Below are 26,381 nucleotides of genomic sequence, written 5' to 3' on the forward strand. Positions count from 1 at the left end.
GACGCGCTGCGCTCAGCGCCAGGCGTCCGGCCACCAATCGCGAATCAGATCCACCAGCTGGTCGGAGGTGACCCCGAACACGGCCACCGAGATCAGCGCAGCTGCCCAGCCCACCAGCATCAGCGCACCGTCGCGCTCGAGCAGGGCCAGCGCGAACAGCAGCAGGATCAGGCCGAAGATGTAGTTGGTGAAGGGGATCGGCAGCGTCAGCAGGATGCCGACCAGCACCAGGAGCAAGCCGGTGAGGAGCTGCGCCGGCATCCGGTCCAGCATGCCATGCAACCGCGGTTTGAGCAGGCGATCCAGGCGTTGCAGCGTCGGTCCCAGTTTGGCCACGAAGCGCTGGCTGGTCCGACGGCGCGGCCCGCGTTCGCCGATGAAGCGCGGTACCCACGGCTTGCGCAGGCAGCACATCATCTGCAGCCCGATCAGGATGGTCAGCGGTCCGCTGATGCCACCGGCGACGCCGGGAATCGGAATGAACGAGGGCAGGATCGCAAGAAACAGGAACACGCCGAAGGCGCTTTGCTGCAGGTCGGCCAAGATCTCGCGAACGCGCAACACCTGGTCCGGATCACCTTCGCTGAAGGCTGCCAGCAGGCTGCGGATGCCTTCGTTGCGGTAGCGCATCTGCTCGCTGGCATCATCGTGCGGTGCACCGCCGTCACCCGACGATGTCATCGCTGTCCTCGTCGCCCACCCGGCTCAGCAGCAACTTGTCCACGCGCGCACCGTCCAGGTCGACGATCTCGATGCGCCAGCCGGCCCAATCGAAGAACTCGCCGGCCTGCGGAATGCGCCCGAAATAGTAAATGCACAGGCCCGCAAGCGTGTGGTAATCGCCCTCGTCGGCGTCGGGCAGTTCGGCACCGAGGACTTCGCGCAATTCTTCCACCGGCAGCGACCCGTCGATCAACAGCGAGCCGTCCGCGCGCGTGACCACCAGCGCGTCCTCGTCGGTATTTTCCACCGCCTGCAGGCGGCCGACCACTGCGCCCATCAGGTCGCTGATGGTCACCAATCCGCGGATTTCGCCGTATTCGTCGACCACCAGCGCCATCGACTGCTGTTCTTCGCGAAAGATTTCCAGCAGCTTCATCGCGTGCGTGGATTCGGACACGAACAAAGTGTCGCGCAGCGCCTGGAACAGGTGCGCGCCGTGGCCGTCCATGCGCGTGACCAGCGATTTGACTTCCAGCACGCCGGCAATGTCCTGGTCGCTGCCGCGGTACACCGGGTAGCGCGAAAATTCGTGCTCGCGCATGACCTGCAGATTGCGTTCCGGCTCGGCGTTGGCGTCCAGCCAGGCGATGCGGTTGCGCGGGGTCATCAGGCTGTCGGCGGTACGATCGCCCAGCCGCATCACGCGATTCATCATGTCGCGCTCGTGCGCGTCGATCACCCCGGCCTCGTGGCTTTCGGCCACCAGCATGCGGATCTCTTCCTCGGTGACCGAGGCCGACTCGTCCTTGCCCATGCCCAGCATGCGCAGGACCAGGCGGGTGGAGCGCGCCAGCACCCACACCCCGGGCGCGGCGATCTTGGCCAGCCAGGCCATCGGCACCGCGACAACGCCTGCGATGTCTTCGGAATTGCGCAGCGCCAGCCGCTTGGGCACCAGCTCGCCGAAGATCAGCGTCAGGAACGTGATCAGCGCCACCGCCAGGGTGCTGCCGATCACCACCGAATACGGGCGCGGCTTGCCGACCAGTTCGAACGTGCCCGCCAAGGCCGGGAACACACCCTGCAGCCAGCTGGCGATGGCTTCGCCGATCGCCTCGCCGCCGAACACGCCGGTCAGGATGCCGATCAGGGTGATGCCGATCTGAACCGTGGACAGGAAGTTTTCGGGGCTTTCGGCCAGGGCCAGGGCCCGCGCGGCGCGCTTGCTGGAGCCGGCCATCTGCTTCAGGCGGCTCTTGCGCGAGGTCATCAACGACATCTCCGACATGGCGAAGAAGCCATTCAGCACGATCAGGGCGATGACGATCAAAAACTCAACCACGGGCGTCTTCCCCGGTTAGTGAAGGGGAGGGCGGGGGAGCACTGGGGCTACCGGCGGGCGCACAGGCCGGGCGGCAACACGGGGGGATAGGGTCGTCTTCCATAGGGTGCGCCCGAAGGCGCGGGGGCATGGTAGCAAACCACAGGGTGGTTCGAGCCGGGAAATGTCGATGTGAAGGCCGCTCCCGGCGCGAGATACCCAGAGAGGTCATGGAACGGTCATAATTCGCGTCTGGCGCCGTCTCTCCCTCGACGGCAGGAAGTTGTCCACCCATGTTCTCGTTGCAGACCATCTTCGGTTCCGGCAAGCAGTTCTATGCGCTTCTGAACGAAGCGGCGCAGGCCGCCTACGACAGCACCAGGGCGTTGCACGCCATGATGCGCGAGTCCGACCGCCAACCGGCGCTGGACGCCTTCAAGCTGGCCCGCCTGCGCGAACGCGCCGCCTCCGACAAGATCGGCCAGGCGCTGGTGGATAGCTTCATGACCCCGATCGAACGCGAAGACATCGAGGCGTTGGGCTCGGCGTTGTACAAGATTCCCAAGCAGGTCGAGAAATTCGCCGACCGCTACTCGCTGGCGACCAAGCACCTGGAACACATCGACTTCGCTCCGCGCGCGGCGATGCTGGAGCAGGCCGCCGCGGTGGTGGTGGAGATGGTGGCCGACCTGCCGCACATGAACATCGACCGCATGACCGCGCTCAACGACAAGCTGCGCATGCTCGAAAACGAAGCCGACCGGCTGATGCTGGAGCTGTATCGCGACATCTATTCCGGCCGGCTGGACACGTTGCAGATGTTCCTGCTCAAGGAGTTCTTCGAGATTCTGGAAAAGGCCATCGACCGCTGCCGCGAGGCCGGTGTGGTGGTCTACCAGATCGTGCTGAAGAACAGCTGAGGTCGCCGCGTGCTTACCTTAGTTCTGGTGGTGATCCTGGCCGCGTTGGTGTTCGAGTTCATCAACGGCTTCCACGACACCGCCAACTCCATCGCCACCGTGGTCGCCACCAAGGTGCTCTCGCCCGGTTGGGCGGTGATGCTGGCCGCCGGCATGAACCTGATCGGCGCGCTGACCGGCACCGCCGTGGCGCTGACGATTGCTTCCGGCCTGCTCAACACCAACGTGGTCGACGTCACTCCGCAGGTGATCCTGTGCGCCCTGCTGGGCGGCATCATCTGGAACCTGATCACCTGGTGGAAGGGCCTGCCGTCGTCGTCCTCGCATGCCTTGATCGGTGGCTTGTGCGGCGCCGGCCTGGCCGCGGCGCACAACAACTGGGACGCGCTGATCTGGTCGGAAAACATCGGCAACTGGGCCAAGAACAAGGGCCTGTTGTGGAAGGTGTTCGTCCCGATGATCACCTCGCCGATCGCCGGTTTCGTGCTCGGCATCGTGGTGATGGTGCTGCTGTGGGCGATCATCGCCGGCATGTCCAAACTCGGCGGCCCGATCGGGCGGCTGGCGCGCCCGCGCTGGGTCAATGCGTTCTTCGGCAAGGCGCAGATCGCCTCGGCCGCGTACATGGGCTACGCGCACGGCCACAACGACGCGCAGAAGACCATGGGCATCATCGCCATGACCCTGATCGGCGCGCAGTCGGCCGGTGCGCTGGACGATTTGCCGAGCTGGTTGTCGTTCCTGCATCCGGGCACCGGCCTTGCCGCCGGCGCCGGTATCCCGATGTGGATCGTGCTGACCTGCGCGGTGGTGATGGCCGCAGGGACGGCGTCGGGCGGCTGGAAGATCATCAAGACGCTCGGCCACAAGATGGTCAAGCTGCATCCTATCCACGGCTTTGCCGCAGAAACCAGCTCGGCGACGGTGCTCACCGTGGCGGCGCATTTCGGCATGCCGGTATCCACCACGCACAGCATTTCCACCGCCATCATGGGGGTGGGTTTTGCCAAGAACCCGCGTTCGCTGCGGCTGGGGGTGGTCGAGCGCATCGTCTGGGCCTGGATTCTCACCATCCCGGCCGCTGGCGGCGTGGCGTATCTGATCCTGACGCTGTTCGAGCTGTTCGGCTGGACCTGAGCGATGCCGCGGTGCGCTCACGCACCGTCGGCAGACTGCGCCGCCGTTGCCGTATCGACCTGTTTGCGGCAGGTTGCCCGCATGCCATGAGTGAGACCCTTTCCCGATGATGCTTGCCCTGGTGTGCGTGTTGTTCGGGTTTGCCTGGTTGATCGACCGCCGCGGATTGCGGCGGTTCTCCCGCGTGCTGGGCCTGGCCAGCTTACTGCTGGTGTTCGCGGTGGGCTGCGGTCCGTTGCCCTCCTGGATGCTGCAACACCTGCAACGCACCGGGGTCAATGATTTCAACGCGTGGGGCGCGCGCAACGTCATCGTGCTGCTGGGTGCCGGCACCGTGCGCCCGGAAGGCCGCGATGCGGTGGCCGAAGCCAATCTGTTCGCCTACGGCCGCATCGTCGAATCGGCACGGCTGTACTGGCAATGCCGGCACAGCGGGGGCGATTGCAAGATCGAGATCAGCGGCGGCGATGCACGCGGCCTGGGCCTGTCCGAAGCGGTGGTCTACCAGCGTGTCTTGCTGGGCCTGGGCATTCCGCGGGCAGATCTGATCATGGAGCCGTCGAGCATGAACACCTGGCAGAACGCGCAGTTCAGCCAGCCCTTGCTGCGCGCCTACCGGCCCGATCGCATTGCGCTGGTGTCCTCGGCCACGCATCTGCGTCGCGCCGAATTGTATTTTCGCCATTTCGGCATCGATGCCACACCGGTGCGCGCCGATTGGCTGACCGCCACCTGGTCGATCCTGCCGCAGAGCTACAACTTCACGCTGGCCGATGTGGCCCTGCACGAATACCTGGGCATTGCGCGCTATCAGGTCTACCAGTGGTTGGGGTGGAACGTGAAGGCTAGCGAGCCTGGTGCGTTGTGATTGGGGAGCCGGGATTTGGGATTGGGGATTGGTAACAGCTGGTGCGCTGCTAGATCTGCTTGGCTGATGTACTTGCGACGGTGCTTGCCAGTTCCAGATTGACGATGGCAACGCAGATGCGCGGCACTCGGAAACGATGGTGCTGCCCGACGGCTTGGTCGCCGGCCGCGTGTGCGGCCGGCGCTGGCTGCGCTCAGCGCGTTTCGTACATCGCCTTGACGTCGTCACGGAACGCGGCCTGGCTGTCGGGGCGGTTGTAGAACATGTGGCCGCCGGGATATTCGCGTACCTGCACGCGTTTGCTGTCGCTGCCCATGGCCGGCATCTGGTCCACCGTCAGGACCGAACCCATGAACGGGCAGGAGAGGTCGTTCCAGCCGTGCGCGATCAACACGCGCAGCTTCGGATCGATCGCCACCGACTGACGCAGCTGGGTCACTGCGCCTTTGCGAAGCTCGTCGTTCCAGTCCCAGAGCTTGTTCACGTCGTAGTTGAGCGCGCGATACTGCGCATCGATCTTCCAGCCGACCACGCGGGTGACGAAGTCCACCATTGCGGTGGTGGTGGGCGCAATGATGCTGTCCAGCAGCGGGTCGTTGGCGCGTTGTTCGGCATCGTTGGGAAACGGGTCGAAGGCGGTCACGTTGGAATCGTAACGGCTGCCCAATTCGCCCTTGTCACGAAACACTTCGCGCAGATAGGCCTGGGTTTCCAGGCGTCCACCGGAGCGCCGCACATATGCCGGGTCCAGCCCGGTCATGCGGGTGACCTGCTGCAGCATCGCTTCGGTGGCCTGCGGGTCGGTGCGTCCTTTCATCAGCGCCACCGCGTAATCGCCGCGGGTGTAGTCGATCACCTGGCGCATCGCGCTGTCGCTGAGCTGGCCCTGGCGCTCCAGGTGCGCAGCGGCGATCGAGGGAAGCGTCAGCATCCATGCCAGGGGCGACACATCGCCGTTGTCGTCCAGGGTCGGGTTGAGATACGGCGACACCAGCACCACGCCGTTCATCGCCACGCCTAGCTGCGTCTGCAGGTAATGGGTAATGCGCGGGCCGCGGAAGCCGCCATAGCTTTCGCCGACCAGATACTTGCGCGCCTGCAGGCGGCGGTTCTTGAGCAGCCAGTCGTAGATCACCCGCGAGAGATATTCCACATCCGCCTGCGGATTGTAGAACTGCTTCTTGGCATCGTCGTCGCCGATCAGCGCGCGGCTGAAGCCGGTGCCCACCGGGTCGATGAAGACCAGGTCGGTGAAGTCCAGCCACGTGCCCGGGTTGTCGCGCAGTGTGGCCGGTGCCGACGCACTGTCGCCCTCGGCGCCGAAACCGACGATCTTCGGCCCGATCGCGCCCATGTTGAGATACACCGATGCGGCGCCCGGCCCACCGTTCAAGGCGAAGGTCACCGGGCGGTCCTTGCCATCGACGGTATAGGCGGTGAATACCACTTCCCCCGTGGTCTTGCCTTGCGCATCGCGCACCGGCAACGTGCCGACCGTGGCGGTATAGCTCAGGTTGCGGCCAGCCACGCGTGTGCTCTGGCGCACGCTGGCGTCTGCCGGCAATGGCGCCTGTTTGGCGGCAGCGGCATCGGGTTTGGCATCGCTTTTATCGGTTTTGTCTGGCGCTTCGGCCAGCGCTGTCCCGCTGAACAGCACGCAGGCCAGCAGGCCGGCACGGAGAAAGAAGGGCATGGGCATCGACGTGATTGCAGGGAAGCGCCGATGCTAGGCTGCTGCAGAGCCCGGTGGATGTGCAGGAAGGCATGGATGTCGCGCGGACCGAGGTGGTACGCAAAGGCAGGTGTGTGCGGCCCGCCGAAATGAGCGCCCATGCAAGGCGCTTCCTTCTCCCGTCGAGACATTGTCCCGCCTGATGCGGACGGTGCTCCGAAGGGGAATGAGGGTGCGGGCGAAGCCTCGTGCTACTCACTTCGCAAGTGCATACGCCCGTACCCAAACGCCGCGCTGCGCCCCGCCCTCGCTTGCGGCGCGGGCGCTCGAAGGCGCGCGCAGGCCGTGCCTTCTCGCCTGGGTGGGAGAGGGGCTATCGGTTTCCAGCACTCAGACTTCAAGCGAGGCCAGATCGCCCTTGGTCTCCAGCCACTGCTTGCGGTCGCTTGCGCGTTTTTTGGCCAGCAGCATGTCCATCAACGAACGCGTCTGCTCGCCGTCGTCGATGGTCAGCTGCACCAGTCGACGCGTGTCCGGGTGGATGGTGGATTCGCGCAGCTGCTGCGGATTCATTTCGCCCAGGCCCTTGAAGCGGGTGACGCTGATCTGGCCCTTCATCTTTTCGCGCGCGATCTTGTCCAGCAGCGTGGTCTTTTCTTCTTCGTCCAGCGCATAGAACACCTGCTTGCCCACATCGACGCGGAACAAGGGCGGCATCGCCACGAACACGTGGCCGGCGGCCACCAGCGCGGGGAAATGCTGCAGGAACAGCGCCGTCAGCAGCGTGGCGATATGCAGGCCATCGGAGTCGGCGTCGGCCAGGATCACCACCTTGCCGTAGCGCAGCCCGGTGATGTCGTCCTTGCCCGGGTCGCAACCGATCGCGATCGCCAGGTTATGCACTTCCTCGGAGGCCAATACGCTGCCGGAAGCCACTTCCCAGGTGTTGAGGATCTTGCCGCGCAGCGGCAGGATGGCCTGGAAATCCTTGTCGCGCGCCTGCTTGGCAGAGCCGCCGGCCGAATCGCCTTCGACCAGGAACAGTTCGGTACGCGACAGATCCTGGCTGATGCAATCGGCCAGCTTGCCGGGCAGGGCAGGGCCCTGGGTGACCTTCTTGCGGACGATCTGCTTTTCGGTCTTCAACCGTGCGCTGGCGCGATCGATGGCGATCTGCGCGATCTTCTCGCCGATCTCCACGTTCTGGTTGAGATACAGGCTGAAGGCATCGTGCGCAGCACCTTCGATGAAGCCGGCAGCCTGGCGCGAGGACAGGCGTTCCTTGGTCTGACCGGAAAACTGCGGATCGGTCATCTTCAGGCTGAGCACGAAGGTCACCCGGTCCCAGACATCTTCCGGTGCCAGCTTGACGCCGCGCGGCAGCAGATTGCGGAAATCGCAGAACTCGCGCAGCGCATCGGTCAGGCCCGAACGCAGGCCATTGACGTGGGTGCCATGCTGCGCGGTGGGGATCAGGTTGACGTAGCTTTCCTGCACCAGCTCGCCTTCCGGCACCCAGGCCGCGGCCCAGTCGACGATTTCGGTGTCTTTTTTCAGGCTACCGACGAATAGGTCGGCCGGCAGCAGCTCGTGCTCGGCCATCTCACCCTTCAGGTAATCGCGCAGGCCGTTTTCGAAATACCAGCTGTCCTGCTCGCCGGTTGCCTCGTCGTGCAATTTGACGGTCAGGCCGGGGCACAGCACCGCCTTGGCGCGCAGCAGGTGCCGCAACGCACGCACATTGAATTTGGGCGTATCGAAATACTTGGGGTCGGCCCAGAAACGCAGCCGCGTGCCGGTATTTTTCTTGCCGACGGTACCCACCACTTCCAGCTTGGACGCGGCGTTGCCATCGCGAAACTCCATGCGGTGCTCGCTGCCTTCGCGCTTGATGAACAGTTCGACCTTGGTCGACAGCGCGTTGACCACGCTCACGCCTACACCGTGCAAGCCACCGGAGAAGGTGTAGTTGCGGTTGCTGAACTTGCCGCCGGCATGCAGCCGGGTCAGGATCAGCTCCACGCCCGGAATCTTCTCTTCCGGATGGATGTCCACCGGCATGCCGCGGCCGTCGTCGGACACTTCGCAGCTACCGTCCTTGTACAGCGTGACTTCGACCTGCTTGGCGTGGCCGGCCAGCGCCTCGTCGACAGAGTTGTCGATCACTTCCTGCGCCAGATGGTTCGGGCGCGCGGTGTCGGTATACATGCCGGGGCGGCGTTTGACCGGGTCCAGGCCCGACAGCACTTCAATATCGGCGGCGTTATAACGGGTGTTCATGCATCTCGTTGGCACGTGAAACGACGCGCAAGTGTGGGGGCTGAGCCGATTTTTTGCACGCGACCGGCGTTCAGTGGGGGGCCGGGCAGCATTGGCTACCCTGGCGTTGGTTTCGCAATCAAACGTCCCCACCTGAGGATGTCACCGAAGCCAAAGAGGACGCCATGAAGTTCAAGCACATCCTGATGCTCACCCTCGGTGCGGCCGCAGTCGCAGCGCTTCCCGCCATGGCCCAGGCCGCTCCGCAGCAGACCGGACAGGGCGCCGCAGCTCAAAAGGCCGATGACGCGAAGGCCAAGACCGAAGCCGAACGCAAGGCCGAACGCCGCGCTGCCGCCGCTGCGCAGAAGCCCAAGGCCGACAGCGCCCCGCGCGAGGAAGAGGAAGAAGAAAAGCCTGCACGCTGATCGCGCGGCCTAGCGGCCAGGTGCCACCGACGCCCCGGCATTGCCGGGGCGTTCGCTTTTGGGGCAGCTATGTAAGACCACGCAGCATTCGCCCTGTTGGCGTAGCCGGTGCCTGGGGCTGGCATGTAACGCGCATGCATTCCGGCCCCCGCAGAGAGCCCGCAATCGCCTGGCCACTGCCCGTCATGTCTGCCAGCCGCTCAGGCCTGCACGACATGCACTGTTTCAACGTGTGATGACCTCGTCGTCACGCAACCCTTGGGCATTCGCCCATCACCCGCTAAACTATGGCTTTCCGGGAGGCTTCAAGCCCCATGACCCCCCTGATTTTCGTTACCGGCGGCGTAGTGTCCTCGCTAGGCAAGGGCATTGCCGCCGCTTCGCTTGCGTCCATTCTTGAAGCGCGTGGCCTGAAGGTCACGATGATGAAGCTGGACCCGTACATCAACGTGGACCCGGGCACGATGAGCCCGTTCCAGCATGGCGAGGTCTACGTCACCGACGACGGTGCCGAAACCGACCTGGATCTGGGCCACTACGAGCGCTACGTGCGCACACGCCTGTCGCGCAAGAATTCGGTCACCACTGGCCGCATCTACGAGAACGTGATCCGCAAGGAGCGTCGCGGCGATTATCTGGGCGCCACCGTGCAGGTGATTCCGCATATTACCGACGAGATCCGCCGTTGCATCGACGAGGCCACGGCCGGCTTCGATGTCGCGTTGATCGAAATCGGCGGCACCGTCGGCGACATCGAATCGCTGCCGTTCCTGGAAGCGATTCGCCAGGTGCGCACCGAGCGCGGCGCCGAAAAGGCCATGTTCATGCATCTCACGCTGGTGCCGTACATCGCGGCGGCCGGTGAGCTGAAGACCAAGCCGACCCAACATTCGGTCAAGGAACTGCGCTCGATCGGCATCCAGCCGGACGTGCTGCTGTGCCGGTCCGAGCAGGCGGTGCCGGATTCGGAGCGTCGCAAGATCGCACTGTTCACCAATGTCTCCGAGCGTGCGGTGATCAGCTGCCCGGATATCGACGTGCTGTACGGCATGCCGCTGGAATTGCTGCGCCAAGGCCTGGACGAACTGGTCATCGAGCAGTTCAAGCTGCGCGACAAGGTCGCCGCGGCCGACCTGTCCGAATGGGCGGCGGTGGTGGATGCGGTCAAGCATCCGCTGGACGAGGTCAACATCGCCGTGGTCGGCAAGTACGTCGATCACCAGGACGCCTACAAGTCGGTGGCAGAAGCGTTGCGTCACGGTGGCCTGCGTCAGCGCACCAAGGTCAACCTGAAGTGGCTGGAAGCGCAGGATCTGGAGGGCAGCGACATGTCTGCCTTGCAAGACATCGACGGCATCCTGGTGCCGGGCGGTTTCGGCGACCGCGGTTTCGAAGGCAAGGTGCAGACCTCCAAGTTCGCGCGTGAGCACAAGGTGCCGTATTTCGGTATCTGCTACGGCATGCAGGCGGCCGTGGTGGACTATGCCCGCCACGTCGCCGACCTGGATGCAGCCAACAGCACCGAGAACGATCGCCAGTCGCCGCACCCGGTGATCGGCCTGATCACCGAATGGCGCACCGCCACCGGTGAAGTCGAAAAGCGCGACGAAAAATCCGACCTGGGCGGCACCATGCGTCTGGGCCTGCAGGAGCAGCGCCTGAAGCCCGGTACGCTGGCGCGCGAGGTCTATGGCAAGGATGTGGTGGCCGAGCGGCACCGTCACCGTTACGAGTTCAACAACCGCTATCGCACGCAGTTGGAAGACGCCGGCCTGGTGATCTCCGGCAAGTCGATGGACGACACCCTGGTGGAAGTGGTGGAGTTGCCGCGCGACACGCACCCGTGGTTTTTGGCCTGCCAGGCGCATCCGGAATTCCTGTCCACCCCGCGCGACGGCCATCCGCTGTTCATCGGCTTCGTGCGTGCGGCGCGCGAGAAGAAGGCTGGCGGCAAGTTGCTCAAAGAAGCGCGTGCGTGAGTTCCTTCTCCCATCGGGACCTCGGTCCCCTTCATGGGAGAAGGGGACCCGTAGGCGGATGAGAGGGGCACCGCAACGCACTGGAAGATGGCAGCTGTGATGAACGCGTCGCCACGCGCCAGCCAGGGCAAACCATCTGGCCTTACAAGCGCTTGCAACCCGTACCCTCACCCCAACCCCTCTCCCGACGGGAGAGGGGCTTAATTACTTAGGTGACCTGATGAAACTGTGTGACTTCGAAGTCGGCCTCGACCAGCCGCTGTTCCTGATTGCCGGCCCCTGCGTGATCGAATCGATGCAGCTGCAGCTCGACGTGGCCGGCAAGCTCAAGGAGATCACCGGCAAGCTCGGCGTCAACTTCATCTTCAAGTCGAGTTTCGACAAGGCCAATCGCACCTCCGGCACCAGCTTCCGTGGCCCGGGCCTGGAAGAGGGTTTGAAGGTGCTGGATGCGGTGAAGAAGCAGATCGGCGTGCCGGTGCTCACCGACGTGCACGAATACACCCCGATGAACGAGGTCGCGGCCGTCGTCGACGTGCTGCAGACCCCGGCATTTTTGGTGCGCCAGACCGACTTCATCAAGAACGTCTGCGCCGCCGGCAAGCCGGTCAACATCAAGAAGGGCCAGTTCCTGGCGCCATGGGACATGAAGCCGGTGGTGGACAAGGCCAAATCCACCGGCAACGAGCAGATCATGGTCTGCGAGCGTGGCGCCTCGTTCGGCTACAACAACCTGGTCAGCGACATGCGCTCGCTGAGCGTAATGCGCGACACCGGCTGTCCGGTGGTGTTCGACGCCACCCATTCGGTGCAGTTGCCGGGCGGGCAGGGCAGCAGCTCCGGTGGTCAGCGCGAGTTCGTGCCGGTGCTGGCGCGCGCGGCGGTGGCGGTCGGGATTTCCGGCCTGTTCGCCGAAACCCACCCGGATCCGTCCAAGGCGCTGTCCGATGGTCCCAATGCGTGGCCGCTGGATCGCATGGAAGAACTGCTCGAAACCCTGATGGAGCTGGACACCGTCACCAAGAAGCACGGGTTTGCGCGCTTTGCGTGAGTTCTGATCAGCGCGCGGCCGCTGCAGCGCGCCGCCGGGAGCGGCGGTGGCGCCAGTGGCCCTGGGGCTGGTGGGCACTGGCCGCGTCGATCGCGGCGTGGGCATGCATGGCGGTCATGGCCGTTCTGTTTACCGCCAGCATCGGCATGCCGGGCGATGGCGACCATGCCATGCAAGCCACGCAGCTGCCGATGCGCATCACGCTGATCATGGCCACCATGGCCGTTGTCAGTAGCCTGGCCACGGGCTCGGCTGCATTGCGGCTGAGTCGCCAGCCTGGTGCGGCGATCGCCGCGCTGATCCTGCTGTTGGTCTTGCTGCTGCTGTCTGGTTTGTCGCTGTTGGGCTTGATGGCGTAGCGGTCCGCCCGCGACGTGCTGTGTGTAGCGGCGACATGCGATTTGGCAATGGACCGGTGTGCAGCGATAATCCGGCAGCTTGTTTCCGGTGTACTTCCCCCCTTACTGGTAACCGAACGGACCTATGACCACTATCGCCAAGATCCTCGCCCGCGAAATCCTCGACTCCCGCGGCAATCCCACGCTGGAGGCCGAAGTCACGCTGGACGACGGTTCGTTCGGCCGCGCGGCCGTGCCGTCGGGTGCCTCGACCGGTACCAAGGAAGCGGTGGAGCTGCGTGATGGCGACAAGACCCGCTACCTGGGCAAGGGCGTGCGCCACGCGGTGGACAACGTCAACGGGACCATCGCCGAGACGCTGAAGAACTTCGATGCGGCCGACCAGCAGGGCCTGGACCGTCGCCTGATCGATCTGGACGGCACCGAGAACAAGGGCCGCCTGGGCGCCAACGCGCTGCTGGGTGTTTCGCTGGCCGCCGCGCATGCCGTAGCCGCCTCGCGCAAGCAGCCGTTGTGGCAGTACCTGTCCACCATCACCGAATCCGACGTGGCGCTGCCGGTGCCGATGATGAACATCATCAACGGCGGCGCGCATGCCGACAACAACGTCGATTTCCAGGAGTTCATGGTGCTGCCGGTCGGTTGCAGCTCGTTCTCCGAAGCGCTGCGCGCCGGTACGGAAATCTTCCATTCGCTCAAGTCGGTGCTCAAGGGCCATGGCCTGAGCACGGCGGTGGGCGACGAAGGCGGCTTTGCGCCGGACTTCCGCAGCAACGTCGAAGCGCTGGACACCATCCTCGAAGCGATCGGCAAGGCCGGCTACACCGCGGGCGAAGACATCCTGCTGGGCCTGGACGTGGCCTCCAGCGAGTTCTACGACAACGGCAAGTACAACCTGGTCGGCGAGAACAAGCGCCTGACCAGCGAGCAGTTCGTCGACTTCCTGGCCGACTGGGTGGCGCAGTACCCGATCATCAGCATCGAAGATGGCCTGGCCGAGGACGACTGGGCCGGTTGGAAGCTGCTGACCGAGCGCGTCGGCAAGAAGGTGCAGTTGGTGGGCGACGATCTGTTCGTCACCAACCCGAAGATCTTCAAGCAGGGCATCGATTCGGGCACCGCCAACGCGATCCTGATCAAGGTCAACCAGATCGGCACGCTGACCGAAACGCTGGAAGCCATCGCGATGGCGCACGCGGCCAACTACGCCTCGATCGTGTCGCACCGTTCCGGCGAAACAGAAGACACCACCATCGCCGACATTGCCGTGGCCACCACCGCCACCCAGATCAAGACCGGCTCGCTGTGCCGCAGCGACCGCGTGGCCAAGTACAACCAGTTGCTGCGCATCGAGCAGGCGCTGGGCTCCGGCGCGCGCTACGCCGGTCGCGACGCGTTCGTGTCGCTCAAGCGATAAGCCGTGCGCAACTGGCGCTGGCTACTGCTGGTGCTGGCGGTACTGCTGGCTTGGCTGCAGTACCGCTTCTGGTTCGGGCCTGGGAATTCCGGCGAGGTGATGATGCTGGAAGCCCAGGTCGCGCATCAGACACAGGACAACGAAGGTCTGCGCCAACGCAACCAGGCGTTGGCAGCAGAGGTGAAGGATTTGAAGGACGGCGAGGCGGCAATCGAGGAACGCGCGCGCAGCGAGCTGGGCATGATCAAGCCGGGCGAGACGTTCTATCGCGTGGTCGAGGATGCGCCGCTGCCGGCACCTGCATCGCCTGAGGCTCCGGCCCCCCCACAGCAAGCGCCTGAGCCGATCGATCCGGTGGATCACCCATGACCGGGTCCATCTGGGCAATCGTGCCGGCCGCCGGGCGCGGCACCCGTTTTGGCGGGCCGCTTCCCAAACAGTATTTGCCGGCCGGCGGTCAGCCACTGATGGCGTATACGTTAGCTGCGCTGGCGGCGCATCCGGCGCTGGCCGGCATCATGGTGGCAATCGCCCCCGGCGATGCCGATTGGCCCGGCTGGACCGCGGTGCAGTCCACGCCCGTGCTGACCTGCCTGGGGGGTGCGAGTCGCGCAGCCTCGGTGCTGGCTGGCTTGCTGGCCTTGCCCGAGAGCGTACGTGCCGACGATTTCGTGCTGGTCCACGATGCCGCGCGGCCGAATCTGGCCCTGGCCGATCTGGACCGCCTGCTGGAAATCGGCCGTGGCGACCCGGTCGGCGCCATCCTGGCTGCACCGGTGCGCGATACGCTCAAGCGTGCCGGCGACGATGGAGGTATCGACGGCACCGAACCGCGCGAACGCCTGTGGCGCGCACTCACCCCGCAGCTGTTTCGTCGCCATCAACTGATCCGTGGACTCACCGAGGCCGCGGCGGCCGGTGTCGAGGTCACCGATGAAGCGATGGCGATGGAGCGGATGGGGCTGCGCCCCTTGCTGGTGGAAGGCGCCGAAGACAACTTCAAGGTGACGACCCCTGCGGATCTGGCGCGCTTCGAATTTGAACTGGTCAACCGGGGGCTCGGAGCCCGGGACCCGGAAAGCGCACATCCCCAGTCGTCCGTTCTGGCTTCTGCTTTCTCCGGCCCGGGGTCCCGGGTTTCCGGGCCCGAAGAGATCTAATCCATGTCCTTCAAATTCCGAATCGGCCAAGGCTACGACGTGCATGCGTTCGGCCCTGGCGACCACGTGATGCTTGGCGGTGTGCGCGTGGCGCACAGCCACGGCGTGCTCGCCCATAGCGATGGCGATGTGGTGTTGCACGCCCTGTGCGATGCGATGCTGGGCGCGCTGGCGCTGGGCGATATCGGCCAGCATTTCCCGCCTTCCGATGCGCGTTGGAAAGACGCCGACAGCGCACAGTTCCTGCAGCATTGCGATGGCTTGCTGCGCGAGCGCGGATGGCGCGTCGGCAATGCCGACATCACCGTGATCTGCGAGCGCCCCAAGGTCGGCCCGCATGCGGTGGCCATGCGCGAGCGCATTGCCGGCCTGCTGGCGATCGAACTCGATGCGGTCAGCGTCAAGGCCACCACCAGCGAACAGTTGGGTTTCACCGGCCGCGGCGAAGGGATCGCTGCACAGGCCGCGGTGTTGCTGGGCAGGACCGCTGTGCCTCATCAATAGCGACACAGGCAGCGCTTGGGGCCGGAGCCGGCGCCGATGCTGCCCGACGCAATCACCGCGCCGAATCATTCGGCGCACAGCGCGCCACGTCCGGCGCGAAGGCGAACCACACCATGAGCGAGACCTCTTTGCTGCCGCGTGCGCATGGCGCTGCCGTGCTCAGCGCGGCGATGCGCAGCACCCCGGACGATTTCCAGGTCGACGAGCTGCCGGCATTCGAGCCCTCCGGCGAAGGCGAGCATCTGCTGCTCACCGTGCGCAAGCGTGGCCAGAACACCGCGTATATCGCCAAACAGCTTGCGCACTGGGCCGGCATCGCCGAGATGGGCGTCAGCTATGCGGGTCTGAAAGATCGCCATGCAGTGACCACCCAGCGCTTCAGCGTGCATCTGCCCAAGCGCATCGCGCCGGATATCGCCGCGCTGGATGATGCGCAGATGCAGGTGGTCCAGAGCGCCTGGCACAACCGCAAGCTGCAACGCGGTGCGCTGCACGGGAACCGCTTCGTGCTGACGCTGCGCCAGGTGCAGGGCGAGCGCGAGGCGATCGAGCAACGGCTGCAGGCGATTGCTGCGCGTGGCATTCCCAATTGGTTCGGCGAACAACGCTTCGGTCGCGATGGCGCAAATGTGGCGGCTGCGCTGGCGATGTTCGGTCATGTGCAAGCTGAGGACGGAACGTTGCTGCCGGCGCCCACATCCAGGCGGCGGCTGCGCAACGATCAGCGCTCGATGTTGCTGTCGGCAGCGCGTTCGGTCCTGTTCAATCGCGTGCTTGGCGCACGCGTGGCGCAGGGCAGTTGGGATAGCGCACTGCAGGGCGAGGCGTGGATGCTGGACGGCTCGCGCAGCGTCTTCGGCCCGGAGCCGTGGAGCGAGGCCCTGGCAGAGCGATTGGCACGTTTCGATATCCATCCCAGCGGGCCGTTGTGGGGCATTGGCGCGTTGCGCTCGACCGATCAAGCGGCAGCGCTGGAGCAGGGCGCGTTGTCCGATCCGCAATCCGAAGCATTGCGCCAAGGCCTGGAAGCAGCGGGGCTGAAGCAGGAGCGCCGCGCGCTGCGCTTGCGCCCGCAGGGTCTGGACTATCGATGGCTGGAGGCACAGACCCTGCAATTGGAGTTCGCGCTGCCGCCTGGCTGTTATGCCACCGCGGTGCTGTGGGAACTGGGAGATGTCACCGACGCCGGTCGCTTCAACGTCGGCATGCGCGCCGACGCATGATCGCGCACAAACGCCGGCCGATCGCGCGGGGCAGCATGGACGGTCCAATCATGCGATGCGCGCAAAAGCGGCCTCGGCGGTCGCTGAGGCGATAGTGGCCGGTCGCGGCGCCACGAGCGATGGCCAGCTGCACAAGGCGCGCAACAGGAATCGGCTCGTGTCCGACGAGCATGCGCGACAGACGTTCCAGACAACACGTCGCCATGCGCAATGGCTGCCGTTTAGCATCACTCGCGCGTAATCATCGGCCTATCGCCGCCGCGCCAGCAACACCAGCAGCGCCCCGGTACCGCCCTGCGTCGGCGGCGCCGAATGAAACGCCAGCACATCGTTGCGTTGACGCAGCAGCCGGTCCATGAGGTTCTTCAGCACGGGCGCACCGGTGTCCGATTGCAGTCCCTTGCCGTGGATGATGCGCACGCAACCATGTTCGTGCGCGTGTGCGTCCAGCAGGAACTGGCGCAGCAACGATTCGGCCTGCGCTGCGGTGGCGCCGTGCAGATCCAGTTCGTCCTGCACCGAGAATTGCCCGCGCTTGAGCCGTTGAAACAAGCGGGTGGGAAGATTCTCGCGCCGATAGCTGGCGGTATCGCCCGCTTCCAACGGCGCGCTGTCGCGCAGCAGGCGCGCAAATTCGGTATGCGCTTGGGCGTCGTCGCGCTCGGCCATGCGCGCGCGCGGCTTGGGGCGTGGCTTGGCGTTGGCCGGTGGGGCGACTTCACGAATCGGCTTGACCGCGCCGATCGCTGCGCGGAACAACGCGCCGTCGTCTTCGTCTTCAGGATGCGACATCTGCACAGCGTACCCGGTCCAAGCGCAGACGCACGCGAAGATCAAGCGCGAAGGCGCGGGACGCATCCGGTATCATGGCCCGGTTTTCCGAGGAGTCCCATGCGCGTACTGGTTAGCAACGACGACGGTGTCGACGCCCCCGGCATCCAGATTTTGGCCGAGGCGCTGCGCCATGCCGGTCATGAAGTGATGGTGGTCGCGCCCGACCGCGATCGCTCCGGCGCCAGCAATTCGCTGACGCTGGATGTGCCGATCCGCACCCGCCGCGTCGATGCGCAGACCTGCGCAGTGGCCGGCACGCCGACCGACTGCGTGCATCTGGCACTCACCGGTATGCTCGATTACGACCCGGACATCGTGGTCTCCGGGATCAATAATTCGGCCAATCTGGGCGACGACGTGATCTATTCGGGCACCGTGTCGGCCGCCATGGAAGGCCGCTTCCTCGGCTTGCCGGCGGTGGCGGTGTCGTTGGTCACGCACAATCACCAGGCGCATCACTACGACACCGCCGCGCGCGCAGCGGTGGAAATCGTGGCGCGGCTGAAGGCCGACCCGTTGCCCGCCGACACCATCCTCAACGTCAACGTGCCGGATCTGGCATGGTCGGATGTGCTCGGTTTCGAAGTCACCCGGCTCGGCAACCGCCACCGGTCCGAGCCGTGCGTGCCGCAGCGCGATCCGCGCGGCCGCACCGTGTACTGGATCGGCCCGGCCGGTCCCGAGCAGGACGCTGGCGCCGGTACCGATTTCCACGCTGTGCGTACCGGGCATATCTCGATCACGCCGATCCACGTCGATCTCACCCGCTACCAGGCACTGGACACCGTTGCCGGCTGGGTGGGTGGGCTGACCGCAGCGCTGGACGGCCCGGCATGACGCCGAGGCTGCGCCTGCAACCGGAGTCGGTCGGGATCGGCATGACCTCGCAACGCGTGCGCGACCGCCTGGTCGAGCGCTTGCGCGAGGCGGGCATCCAGGACGAGGCCACGCTCAACGCGATGCGCACCGTGCCGCGGCATCTGTTCATCGATGAAGCGCTGGCCTCGCGCGCCTACGAAGACACTGCGCTGCCGATCGGCCATGGCCAGACCATCTCCCAGCCCTGGGTGGTGGCGCGCATGACCGAAGCGGTGCTGCAGGTGACCCCGACCAAGGTGCTCGAAGTGGGCACCGGCTCCGGCTACCAAGGCGCGATCCTGGCGGCGCTGGGGCTGGAGGTCTACACCGTCGAGCGCATCGGCGACCTGCTGCGGCAGGCGCGCAAGCGCTTCCGGCACCTGGGCATGAATGTGCGCAGCAAGCACGACGACGGCCGCATCGGCTGGCCCGAACACGGGCCGTACGACGCCATCGTGGTGACCGCTGCCGCACCGGCGTTGGTCGATGCATTGGTCGACCAGCTGGCGGTCGGCGGGCGCCTGGTCGCGCCGGTCGGAGGGCCTTCCTCGCAATCGTTGGTGCAACTCACCCGCGGGGCCGATGGCGCCATCGAACAACAGGTTCTGGCGCCGGTCACGTTCGTCCCGCTGTTGTCGGGCATGCTGGATTGAATCCATGAGAGTTCTTCGATGAAGATTTTTGGGCCGTTGTACGACGTGGCCATCCGTTGGTCGCGCCATCGCCGCGCACCCGCGCTGCTGACCGGTCTCAGCTTCGTTGAGGGCTTCATTTTCCCGGTACCGCCGGAAGTGATGTTGGCACCGATGTCGCTGGCCGAGCCCAAGCGCTCGCTCTGGTTTGCGACCTTGAGCCTGATCGGCTCGATCTGCGGCGCCCTGGTCGGTTATCTGCTTGGCCATTTCGCCTTCGCCGCGCTGCAGCCGCTGATCGAATGGCTGGGCTGGAGCGCGAAGATCCAGCAGCAGATCGAAACCCTGCGCACGCTGGTGGCCGATTCGCCGTGGAAGGCGTTCTGGGCGCTGGTCCTGGTCGGGTTCACCCCGATCCCGCTGAAGATCTTTACCTGGGCCTCGGGCGTGGTCGGCGTGCCGATCCTGCCATTCATCGCCAGCATGTTGGTCGGGCGCGGCAAGCGCGTGTATCTGGTGGCCGGCGCGATCCGCCTGGGCGGTGCGCGGGCCGAAGCGGCGCTGCATCGCTGGATCGAGCCGCTGGGCTGGGTTGCAATGGCGGTGCTGGCGGTCGGTGCGGGCTGGTTGGTGTGGAAGACAACGAACGGATGAGCAAGACGCAGATGAATTCGGCACGCAAGACAGCAGTCATGCTCGCAATGGCCATCGGACTGACCGCCTGCAGCAGCGCAACGGTGGTGCGTTCGCCCGGAGCGAGCGGTGGCGGGTCGTCGTCGCGCCCCAGCGCCGCGCCGCGTCCTTCGGTGCCGCGTCCGGGTGCCACGGTCACCGTGCAGCGCGGCGACACCCTGTACGCGATCTCGCGCCGGACCAATATCACCGCCGCGGATCTGGCCGCCTGGAATGGCCTGTCTTCCCCAAACACCATCTATCCCGGCCAGACGCTCAAGTTGTATCCGCCCGGTACCAGCAAGCCGGGTGGCAGCGCGCCGGTGGCTGTTGGCACCGTGGCCGCGCCGCGCCCCGCCGCGCCGATCGCCGCACCGGTCAGTAGCGGATTTTCGTGGCGTTGGCCGGCCGATGGCGTCGTGGTGGGCACCTTCGTCACTGGCGAAACCACCAAGCAGGGCGTGGACATCGCCGGCACCAGCGGTCAGGCCGTGCGTGCCGCCGCCGATGGCGTGGTGGTGTATTCCGGCGCCGGCCTGGTCGGCTACGGCGAGCTGATCATCATCAAGCACAACGACCAGTGGCTATCCGCGTACGGCCACAATCGCAAGCGCCTGCTCAACGAGGGCCAGAGCGTCAAGGCGGGGCAGCAAATTGCCGAAATGGGCCGCAGCGGCGCCTCCCGCGACATGTTGCACTTCGAGATCCGCTACAACGGCAAGCCGGTCGATCCGCTGCTGTATTTGCCGAAGAAATGAGATTGGGGAGTTGGGATTCGGGATTCGCAACGGCCCTGGGCTGTTCGTATCCGGACAGAGAGTGGGTTCTTCGGACTCACCACTTGGACCAATTGACGCTCTAGCCTGGTTTGGCGATTGAAGGCGCAGCTTGCGGAAGCCCGCTCTTACGAATCCCCAATCCCGATTCCCGAATCCCGTCCCAAGCCAATCAGCCCGGCAACACCATCGCCAAGGCCACCCGCCGGCCTTCGCTGGCCAGCACGTTGTAGGTGCGTGCGGCGGCGGCATTGGTCATCGCCTCCAGGCCGATGCCGCGGGTCAGGCAGGCCGCCAGCACGTCGGTCTTGGGGAATAACTGGCGTTCGCCGGTGCCGAGCAGGATCACGGCCGGGTTGAGCGCCAGCACCGCCTCCATGTGACTGGCCTGGAGTTGCTCCAGCGTCTGGACCGGCCAGTGCTCCACCAGCTCATCCGGCATCAGGATGAAGCTCTGCTGCAGGATCTGCTCGTTCACCTTGGCATGGCGGCCGTCGGCCGCGCGCAGCGCGTAGGCGTAATCGGGGTGTTCCTGACTTAAAGGCATGACGAACTCGCTGGCTCAGCCGCGCGGCAGCACGATCTGGCGCTTTTCCTTGCTGGGGCGGTACAGGATGGCGACGTGGCCGATGCGCTGTACCAACGCACTGCCGGTTTGTTCGATCAGCTCGGCAATCAGCGCATCACGTGTCTCGCGATCCTCCGATGCCACCTTCACCTTGACCAGTTCGTGGCGCTCGAGCACTTCCTCGAGTTCAGCCAGAAATGCCGGCGTGACCCCTTTGCCGCCGGTCTGCAGCAAGGCTTTGAGGTCGTGGGCCTGACCGCGCAGGAAACGGTTCTGGGCGGAGGTGAGAACAATGGACATGCAGGATCGAAGGGAAGCAAAGGGTGTTCAGGGTATCATGGCGACCCGTTCGGACCCCTTTGCCAATGCCTTCCCGCAGTAAAAGCAGCCAGCGCTGGCTCAAGGAACACTTCGCCGACCCTTACGTGAAGAAGGCCCAGGCCGAGGGCATGCGCTCGCGCGCGGCCTACAAGCTGGAAGAGTTGCTGCAGCGCGACCGCCTGCTCAAGCCCGGCATGGTGGTGGTCGATCTGGGCGCGGCCCCGGGCGGGTGGTCGCAACAGGTGCGCAAATCCATGGGCGACAGCGGCCGGGTGGTGGCGCTGGATATCCTGGACATGCCGGCACTGGCAGGCGTGGAGTTCCTTCACGGCGACTTCAGGGAGCAGGCCGTCCTATCCCAATTCGAAGCGATGCTGGGCGATGTGCCGGTGGACCTTGTGCTGTCGGATATGGCCCCCAATAAGAGTGGCATGGATGCGGTCGACCAACCGCGGATGATGCACCTGGCGGAACTGGCCATGGAATTTGCCGACACCCACCTCAAGCCGGGCGGGGCATTTCTGATCAAGCTGTTCCAGGGTGTCGGGTCTGACGACTACATTCGCGAGCTTCGCCGCCGCTATGAGAAGGTGACGATTCGCAAGCCGGCGGCCTCGCGCAAGCGCTCCCCGGAAGTTTATGCGCTCGGTCAGGGCAAGCGTGTCCAGATCAAGTAAGCTGCCAATGACCATCGTATTTCAAGCATCGAAGAGTAGAGGGCACCGGAGCCAATGAGGATGAACGACTTGACCAAGAATCTGCTGCTGTGGGTGGTCGTCGCAGTTGTGCTGATGGTTGTCTTCCAGAGCTTCTCGCCGCGGATGGCGGGCGGCGTCGGTGCCGACTCGATCACCTATACCCAGTTCCTGAAGGAAGTGGACTCCGGGCGCGTCAAATCGGTGGATTACACCGATGAAACCAACCTGGCCGTCAACGCGATCCGCTTCAAGCGCACCGACGGCAGCGAAGCCACAGTCTACGGTCCGCGCGACGACAAGTTGGTCGACGTGCTGTACAGCAAGAACATCGAAATGACCCGCCAGAAGCCCTCGACCGGGCCTGGCTTCTGGTCGTTGGTACTCAATTTCCTCCCGGTCATCCTGATCATCGGCTTCTGGCTGTTCATCATGCGCCAGATGCAGGGCGGTGGCGGCGGTGCCAAGGGGGCGATGAGCTTCGGCAAGTCGCGCGCCAAGCTGCAGGGCGAAGACCAGATCAAGATCACCTTTGCCGACGTTGCCGGTTGCGACGAGGCCAAGGAAGAAGTCGGCGAACTGGTGGACTTCCTGCGCGACCCGACCAAGTTCACCAAGCTGGGCGGCAAGATTCCGCGCGGCGTGCTGATGGTCGGCCCGCCGGGTACCGGTAAGACCCTGCTCGCCAAGGCGATCGCCGGCGAGGCCAAGGTGCCGTTCTTCAGCATCTCCGGCTCGGACTTCGTGGAAATGTTCGTCGGCGTGGGTGCCAGCCGCGTGCGCGACATGTTCGAGCAGGCCAAGAAGCACGCGCCGTGCATCATCTTCATCGACGAAATCGATGCGGTGGGCCGTCATCGCGGTGCCGGTCTCGGCGGCGGGCATGACGAGCGCGAGCAGACCCTGAATCAGTTGCTGGTCGAAATGGACGGTTTCGAAGGCGGCGAAGGTGTGATCGTGATCGCGGCAACCAACCGGCCGGACGTGTTGGATCCGGCGCTGCTGCGTCCTGGCCGTTTCGACCGCCAGGTCGTGGTCGGCCTGCCGGACGTCAAGGGTCGCGAACAGATCCTGCGCGTGCACATGCGCAAGCTGCCGTTGGCCGAGGATGTCGTGCCGATGGTCATCGCCCGCGGTACCCCGGGTTTCTCTGGCGCCGACTTGGCTAACCTGTGCAACGAAGCAGCGTTGTTCGCGGCGCGTGGCAGCGAGAAGGAAGTCCGCATGGACCACTTCGACCGTGCCCGCGACAAGATTCTGATGGGTGCCGAGCGCCGCTCGATGGCCATGAGCGAGGACGAGAAGACCCTCACCGCGTATCACGAGGCAGGCCACGCCATCGTCGGCCGCCTGGTGCCGGAGCACGACCCGGTCTACAAGGTCACCATCATTCCGCGCGGCCGCGCCCTCGGCGTGACGATGTATCTGCCGGAAGGCGACCGCTATTCGATGAACCGCGTGGCGATCGAATCGCAGCTGTGCTCGCTGTACGGTGGTCGCGTTGCCGAAGAGCTGATCTTCGGTGGCGACAAGGTCACCACCGGTGCGTCCAACGACATCGAGCGGGCCACCAAGATGGCGCGCAACATGGTGACCAAGTGGGGGCTGTCCGACGAGCTTGGCCCGGTGGCCTATGGCGAGGAAGAGGATGAGGTGTTCCTGGGCCGTTCGGTGACCCAGCACAAGAACGTCTCCGACGAAACCGCGCGCAAGATCGACGAAGTCGTGCGCTCGATCCTGGACAAGGCCTACAGCAAGACCAAGACCATCCTCACCGAGAATCTGGACAAGCTGCACGCGATGTCGCAGTTGTTGCTGCAGTACGAGACCATCGACGTGCCTCAGATCGACGCCATCATGGAAGGCCGCGAGCCGCCGCCGCCGGCGGGTTGGGGCAAGTCCGATAAGGACGGTGGCAACAACAACGACAAGGGTAGCCCGCGTCCATTGCCGCCCATCGCCGGACCCGCCGAGCAACTCTAAGCCGGCCATGCGCTGATCTGCGAGGCATCCATCAAGGCCGGGGAGCAATTCCCGGCCTTGATGCGTTATCGGGCCGCATCGATGCCCACGTATGGGCGACCATCACCAACCCAGGAGACACTGCCGATGTTCGATACCACCCTGACACTGGATTGCGCCGGCCGCAGCCTGCGACTGGATGCACCGCAGGTGATGGGTATCGTCAATGTCACACCCGATTCGTTCTCCGACGGCGGCCAGCATGCGACCTGCGAAGCGGCGATCGCGCATGGGCTGGCGTTGGTGGAGCAGGGCGCTGCGGTGCTGGATGTCGGTGGTGAATCCACCCGCCCGGGCGCTGCGGCGGTCTCGGTTGAAGAAGAATTGCAGCGGGTCATTCCGGTCATCGAGGCGCTGGCCCAGCGCACCAGCGTGCCGATCAGCGTGGATACGTTCAAACCGGAGGTCATGCGCGCGGCGGTCGCGGCCGGCGCCGGCATAGTCAACGACGTCTATGCCCTGCGTTCGCCCGGTGCGCTGGAAGCGGCGTCGGACCTGCGCGTGCCTGTGGTCTTGATGCATGCGCGCAGCGCGCCGCACGCCATGCAGGATGCGCCGCACTACGACGATATCGTGGGTGAAGTGCACCGGTTTCTGGCCGAGCGCATCTTCGCTGCCGAGATGGCCGGCATCGACAAGTGCCGGCTGGTCCTGGACCCGGGCTTTGGATTCGATAAGACCACCCCGCACAACCTCACCCTGCTTGCGCAGCTGCAGCGGCTGCAGGAATTCGGTTTGCCGGTGCTGGCCGGGCTGTCGCGCAAACGCAGCATCGGCGAACTGACCGGGCGCCAGATCGCCGCCGAACGTGTGCACGGCTCGGTGGCCGCGCATCTGATCGCCGCACAACATGGCGCGCTGCTGCTGCGCGTGCACGATGTGGCGGCAACCGTGGATGCGTTGAAGGTATGGACGGCGATGGCGGCGATTCCCGTACCGCGTGTCAGCGCGCCCGCCGCGCCCACGATTCGTTGGCCGGACGAGGACTGATGCCTGTCGACCAACGCCCGCTGGCGATCGCCGTGATGGGCCCCACCGCCAGCGGCAAGACGGCGCTGGCGCTGGAAGCTGCGGAGCGCTGGAACGGGGAAATCGTCAGCGTCGATTCGGCGCTGGTGTATCGCGGCCTGGAGATCGGTGCGGCCAAGCCGGACGGGCCAATGCGCGCGGCGGTGCCGCATCATCTGCTCGACCTGCGCGATCCCTGGCAGGTGTATTCGGCAGCGGAGTTCGCCACCGATGCACGCCAGGCGATCGCGCAAATCGTGGCGCGCGGCAAATTGCCGATTCTGGCCGGCGGCACCGGGCTGTATTTTCGTGCACTGCTGGAAGGTTTGTCGCACCTGCCCGAGGCCGACCAAACGGTGCGTGCATCCATCGCGGCCGAAGCTCAGCATATCGGTTGGGCCGGCTTGCACGCACAACTGGCACGTGTGGACCCGGTTGCGGCAGCGCGCATTCATGCGACCGACCCGCAGCGGATCCAGCGGGCGCTGGAGGTCTACCGCATCAGCGGGCGGCCGATCAGCGCGTGGCAGGCGCTACCGCCAGGGCCGCGCCTGCCGGTACGCGTGTTGAAGGTGGTCTTGGCCCCACGCGAGCGCGCGGTGCTGCATGCACGGATCGCACACCGGCTGGATGCGATGTTGGCGCAGGATTTTCTGGGGGAAGTGCAGCGTCTGCGGGCGCTGCCGCAGATGCAGGCGGTGGCGGCGCCGCTGGATTTGCCGGCCGTGCGCGCGGTCGGCTACCGCCAGGCCTGGCAGTACCTGGACGGGGCTGGCGGCCTGGCCGAGTTCCGCGACAAGGCGATCCAGGCGACCCGGCAACTGGCCAAGCGGCAGCTCACCTGGCTGCGCGGCGAGCTGGACGCGCGCTGGTTCGACCCGGAGCGTGACCGCCATCAATTGGAGGACGCAATTGTCGGCTTCCTCGCTGATCGTCCCGCTGTACGGCAGGCTTCAGGCGTGTAACATCCCGTTTCCGGGACCGGCTGGGGATAGCAGGTGTCGACCGGAACAATAAGAACAATAATGAAGAGG

At 65.2% G+C, this 26,381-nt stretch carries 27 protein-coding genes; 20 read left to right on the plus strand and 7 right to left on the minus strand.

The features are described from left to right. Positions 1-12: 12 nt before the first annotated feature. Positions 13-681, minus strand: coding sequence for an exopolysaccharide biosynthesis protein (locus J7396_RS12235; protein WP_014089969.1), 669 nt, complete (start codon positions 679-681; stop codon positions 13-15). Further along, positions 665-2,005: a hemolysin family protein gene (locus J7396_RS12240; protein WP_008571220.1), complete on the minus strand. Its 1,341-nt coding sequence runs from the start codon at positions 2,003-2,005 to the stop codon at positions 665-667. Before J7396_RS12240 ends, J7396_RS12235 begins: the two co-directional genes overlap by 17 nt. A 272-nt stretch (positions 2,006-2,277) precedes the next feature. Between J7396_RS12240 and J7396_RS12245 the strand changes: the two genes are divergently transcribed. The 3 genes from J7396_RS12245 to J7396_RS12255 all read left to right on the plus strand — a co-directional run bounded on the left by J7396_RS12245 (position 2,278) and on the right by J7396_RS12255 (position 4,909). Further along, entirely contained in the window at positions 2,278-2,904 is a 627-nt protein-coding gene (locus J7396_RS12245) for a DUF47 family protein (RefSeq protein WP_008571222.1), read from the plus strand. 9 nt (positions 2,905-2,913) lie between these two features. Next, positions 2,914-4,041 carry an inorganic phosphate transporter gene (locus J7396_RS12250; RefSeq protein ID WP_209261511.1) on the plus strand — a complete coding sequence of 376 codons (1,128 nt, stop codon included), beginning with the start codon at positions 2,914-2,916 and terminating at the stop codon, positions 4,039-4,041. Positions 4,042-4,147: 106 nt separating this feature from the next. Next, positions 4,148-4,909 carry a YdcF family protein gene (locus J7396_RS12255; RefSeq protein ID WP_008571224.1) on the plus strand — a complete coding sequence of 254 codons (762 nt, stop codon included), beginning with the start codon at positions 4,148-4,150 and terminating at the stop codon, positions 4,907-4,909. A gap of 193 nt (positions 4,910-5,102) precedes the next feature. On the opposite strand, the gene J7396_RS12260 is transcribed toward J7396_RS12255, so the two are convergent. After that, complete coding sequence (locus J7396_RS12260; RefSeq protein WP_209261512.1) at positions 5,103-6,602, minus strand: S10 family peptidase; 1,500 nt, start codon at positions 6,600-6,602, stop codon at positions 5,103-5,105. A gap of 369 nt (positions 6,603-6,971) precedes the next feature. Further along, positions 6,972-8,861 (minus strand): DNA topoisomerase IV subunit B, encoded by a 1,890-nt coding sequence (gene parE, locus J7396_RS12265; protein ID WP_003481816.1) that lies wholly within the window; start codon positions 8,859-8,861, stop codon positions 6,972-6,974. 164 nt (positions 8,862-9,025) lie between these two features. Here parE and J7396_RS12270 point away from each other — a divergent pair, with 164 nt between their 5' ends. The 9 genes from J7396_RS12270 (at position 9,026) to truD (ending at position 16,961) form a co-directional block, all read left to right on the plus strand. Further along, complete coding sequence (locus J7396_RS12270; protein WP_008571226.1) at positions 9,026-9,268, plus strand: hypothetical protein; 243 nt, start codon at positions 9,026-9,028, stop codon at positions 9,266-9,268. Between the two features lie 314 nt (positions 9,269-9,582). Continuing rightward, positions 9,583-11,247 (plus strand): CTP synthase, encoded by a 1,665-nt coding sequence (locus J7396_RS12275; RefSeq protein ID WP_008571227.1) that lies wholly within the window; start codon positions 9,583-9,585, stop codon positions 11,245-11,247. Between the two features lie 220 nt (positions 11,248-11,467). Further along, the gene (gene kdsA / locus J7396_RS12280) at positions 11,468-12,298 is read left to right on the plus strand and encodes a 3-deoxy-8-phosphooctulonate synthase (protein WP_003481823.1); all 831 of its coding nucleotides are present in this window, start codon (positions 11,468-11,470) and stop codon (positions 12,296-12,298) included. A 116-nt stretch (positions 12,299-12,414) separates the two neighbouring features. Further along, positions 12,415-12,657 (plus strand): hypothetical protein, encoded by a 243-nt coding sequence (locus tag J7396_RS12285; RefSeq protein WP_041470058.1) that lies wholly within the window; start codon positions 12,415-12,417, stop codon positions 12,655-12,657. A 124-nt stretch (positions 12,658-12,781) separates the two neighbouring features. Further along, positions 12,782-14,074, plus strand: coding sequence for a phosphopyruvate hydratase (eno, locus tag J7396_RS12290; RefSeq protein ID WP_071118464.1), 1,293 nt, complete (start codon positions 12,782-12,784; stop codon positions 14,072-14,074). A gap of 3 nt (positions 14,075-14,077) precedes the next feature. Beyond that, positions 14,078-14,443 (plus strand): cell division protein FtsB, encoded by a 366-nt coding sequence (gene ftsB / locus J7396_RS12295; protein WP_008577317.1) that lies wholly within the window; start codon positions 14,078-14,080, stop codon positions 14,441-14,443. Next, positions 14,440-15,234, plus strand: coding sequence for a 2-C-methyl-D-erythritol 4-phosphate cytidylyltransferase (gene ispD / locus J7396_RS12300; RefSeq protein ID WP_011347101.1), 795 nt, complete (start codon positions 14,440-14,442; stop codon positions 15,232-15,234). The genes ftsB and ispD overlap by 4 nt, the downstream gene beginning before the upstream one ends. 3 nt (positions 15,235-15,237) lie before the next feature. Then, positions 15,238-15,738, plus strand: a complete 501-nt coding sequence (gene ispF, locus J7396_RS12305) for a 2-C-methyl-D-erythritol 2,4-cyclodiphosphate synthase (RefSeq protein ID WP_071118462.1) — start codon at positions 15,238-15,240, stop codon at positions 15,736-15,738. A gap of 113 nt (positions 15,739-15,851) precedes the next feature. Further along, positions 15,852-16,961, plus strand: coding sequence for a tRNA pseudouridine(13) synthase TruD (truD, locus tag J7396_RS12310; RefSeq protein WP_008577321.1), 1,110 nt, complete (start codon positions 15,852-15,854; stop codon positions 16,959-16,961). A 249-nt stretch (positions 16,962-17,210) separates the two neighbouring features. Here the strand turns inward: truD and J7396_RS12315 are convergent, their stop codons facing one another. Next, complete coding sequence (locus J7396_RS12315) at positions 17,211-17,753, minus strand: Smr/MutS family protein (RefSeq protein WP_011347103.1); 543 nt, start codon at positions 17,751-17,753, stop codon at positions 17,211-17,213. Positions 17,754-17,852: 99 nt separating this feature from the next. On the opposite strand from J7396_RS12315, the gene surE reads away from it, so the two are divergent. The 4 genes from surE to J7396_RS12335 are packed head-to-tail and all read left to right on the plus strand — an operon-like array spanning position 17,853 to position 20,715. Continuing rightward, positions 17,853-18,632: a 5'/3'-nucleotidase SurE gene (gene surE, locus J7396_RS12320; protein ID WP_011347104.1), complete on the plus strand. Its 780-nt coding sequence runs from the start codon at positions 17,853-17,855 to the stop codon at positions 18,630-18,632. Further along, positions 18,629-19,306, plus strand: a complete 678-nt coding sequence (locus J7396_RS12325; RefSeq protein ID WP_127167516.1) for a protein-L-isoaspartate(D-aspartate) O-methyltransferase — start codon at positions 18,629-18,631, stop codon at positions 19,304-19,306. Before surE ends, J7396_RS12325 begins: the two co-directional genes overlap by 4 nt. Before the next feature lie 18 nt (positions 19,307-19,324). After that, a complete protein-coding gene (locus tag J7396_RS12330) occupies positions 19,325-19,939 on the plus strand; it encodes a YqaA family protein (RefSeq protein WP_003481846.1) in 615 nt (204 codons plus the stop codon). Continuing rightward, positions 19,936-20,715 carry a peptidoglycan DD-metalloendopeptidase family protein gene (locus J7396_RS12335; protein WP_029819211.1) on the plus strand — a complete coding sequence of 260 codons (780 nt, stop codon included), beginning with the start codon at positions 19,936-19,938 and terminating at the stop codon, positions 20,713-20,715. Before J7396_RS12330 ends, J7396_RS12335 begins: the two co-directional genes overlap by 4 nt. 190 nt (positions 20,716-20,905) lie before the next feature. Here the strand turns inward: J7396_RS12335 and J7396_RS12340 are convergent, their stop codons facing one another. Then, positions 20,906-21,280, minus strand: a complete 375-nt coding sequence (locus tag J7396_RS12340) for an Mth938-like domain-containing protein (protein WP_029819212.1) — start codon at positions 21,278-21,280, stop codon at positions 20,906-20,908. 15 nt (positions 21,281-21,295) lie between these two features. Then, on the minus strand, positions 21,296-21,601 hold the full coding sequence (gene yhbY, locus J7396_RS12345) for a ribosome assembly RNA-binding protein YhbY (protein ID WP_005915020.1): 306 nt from the start codon (positions 21,599-21,601) through the stop codon (positions 21,296-21,298). 65 nt (positions 21,602-21,666) lie between these two features. Between yhbY and rlmE the strand changes: the two genes are divergently transcribed. The 4 genes from rlmE (at position 21,667) to miaA (ending at position 26,312) form a co-directional block, all read left to right on the plus strand. Beyond that, positions 21,667-22,299: a 23S rRNA (uridine(2552)-2'-O)-methyltransferase RlmE gene (gene rlmE, locus J7396_RS12350; RefSeq protein ID WP_005915021.1), complete on the plus strand. Its 633-nt coding sequence runs from the start codon at positions 21,667-21,669 to the stop codon at positions 22,297-22,299. A 60-nt stretch (positions 22,300-22,359) separates the two neighbouring features. After that, positions 22,360-24,300: an ATP-dependent zinc metalloprotease FtsH gene (gene ftsH / locus J7396_RS12355; protein WP_014089977.1), complete on the plus strand. Its 1,941-nt coding sequence runs from the start codon at positions 22,360-22,362 to the stop codon at positions 24,298-24,300. Between the two features lie 126 nt (positions 24,301-24,426). Further along, entirely contained in the window at positions 24,427-25,329 is a 903-nt protein-coding gene (gene folP, locus J7396_RS12360; RefSeq protein ID WP_209261513.1) for a dihydropteroate synthase, read from the plus strand. Continuing rightward, entirely contained in the window at positions 25,329-26,312 is a 984-nt protein-coding gene (miaA, locus tag J7396_RS12365; RefSeq protein WP_029819215.1) for a tRNA (adenosine(37)-N6)-dimethylallyltransferase MiaA, read from the plus strand. The genes folP and miaA overlap by 1 nt, the downstream gene beginning before the upstream one ends. Positions 26,313-26,381: the final 69 nt, after the last annotated feature.

Source organism: Xanthomonas sp. A1809, from assembly GCF_017746015.1.
GTDB classification, from domain to species: Bacteria; Pseudomonadota; Gammaproteobacteria; order Xanthomonadales; family Xanthomonadaceae; genus Xanthomonas; species Xanthomonas euvesicatoria.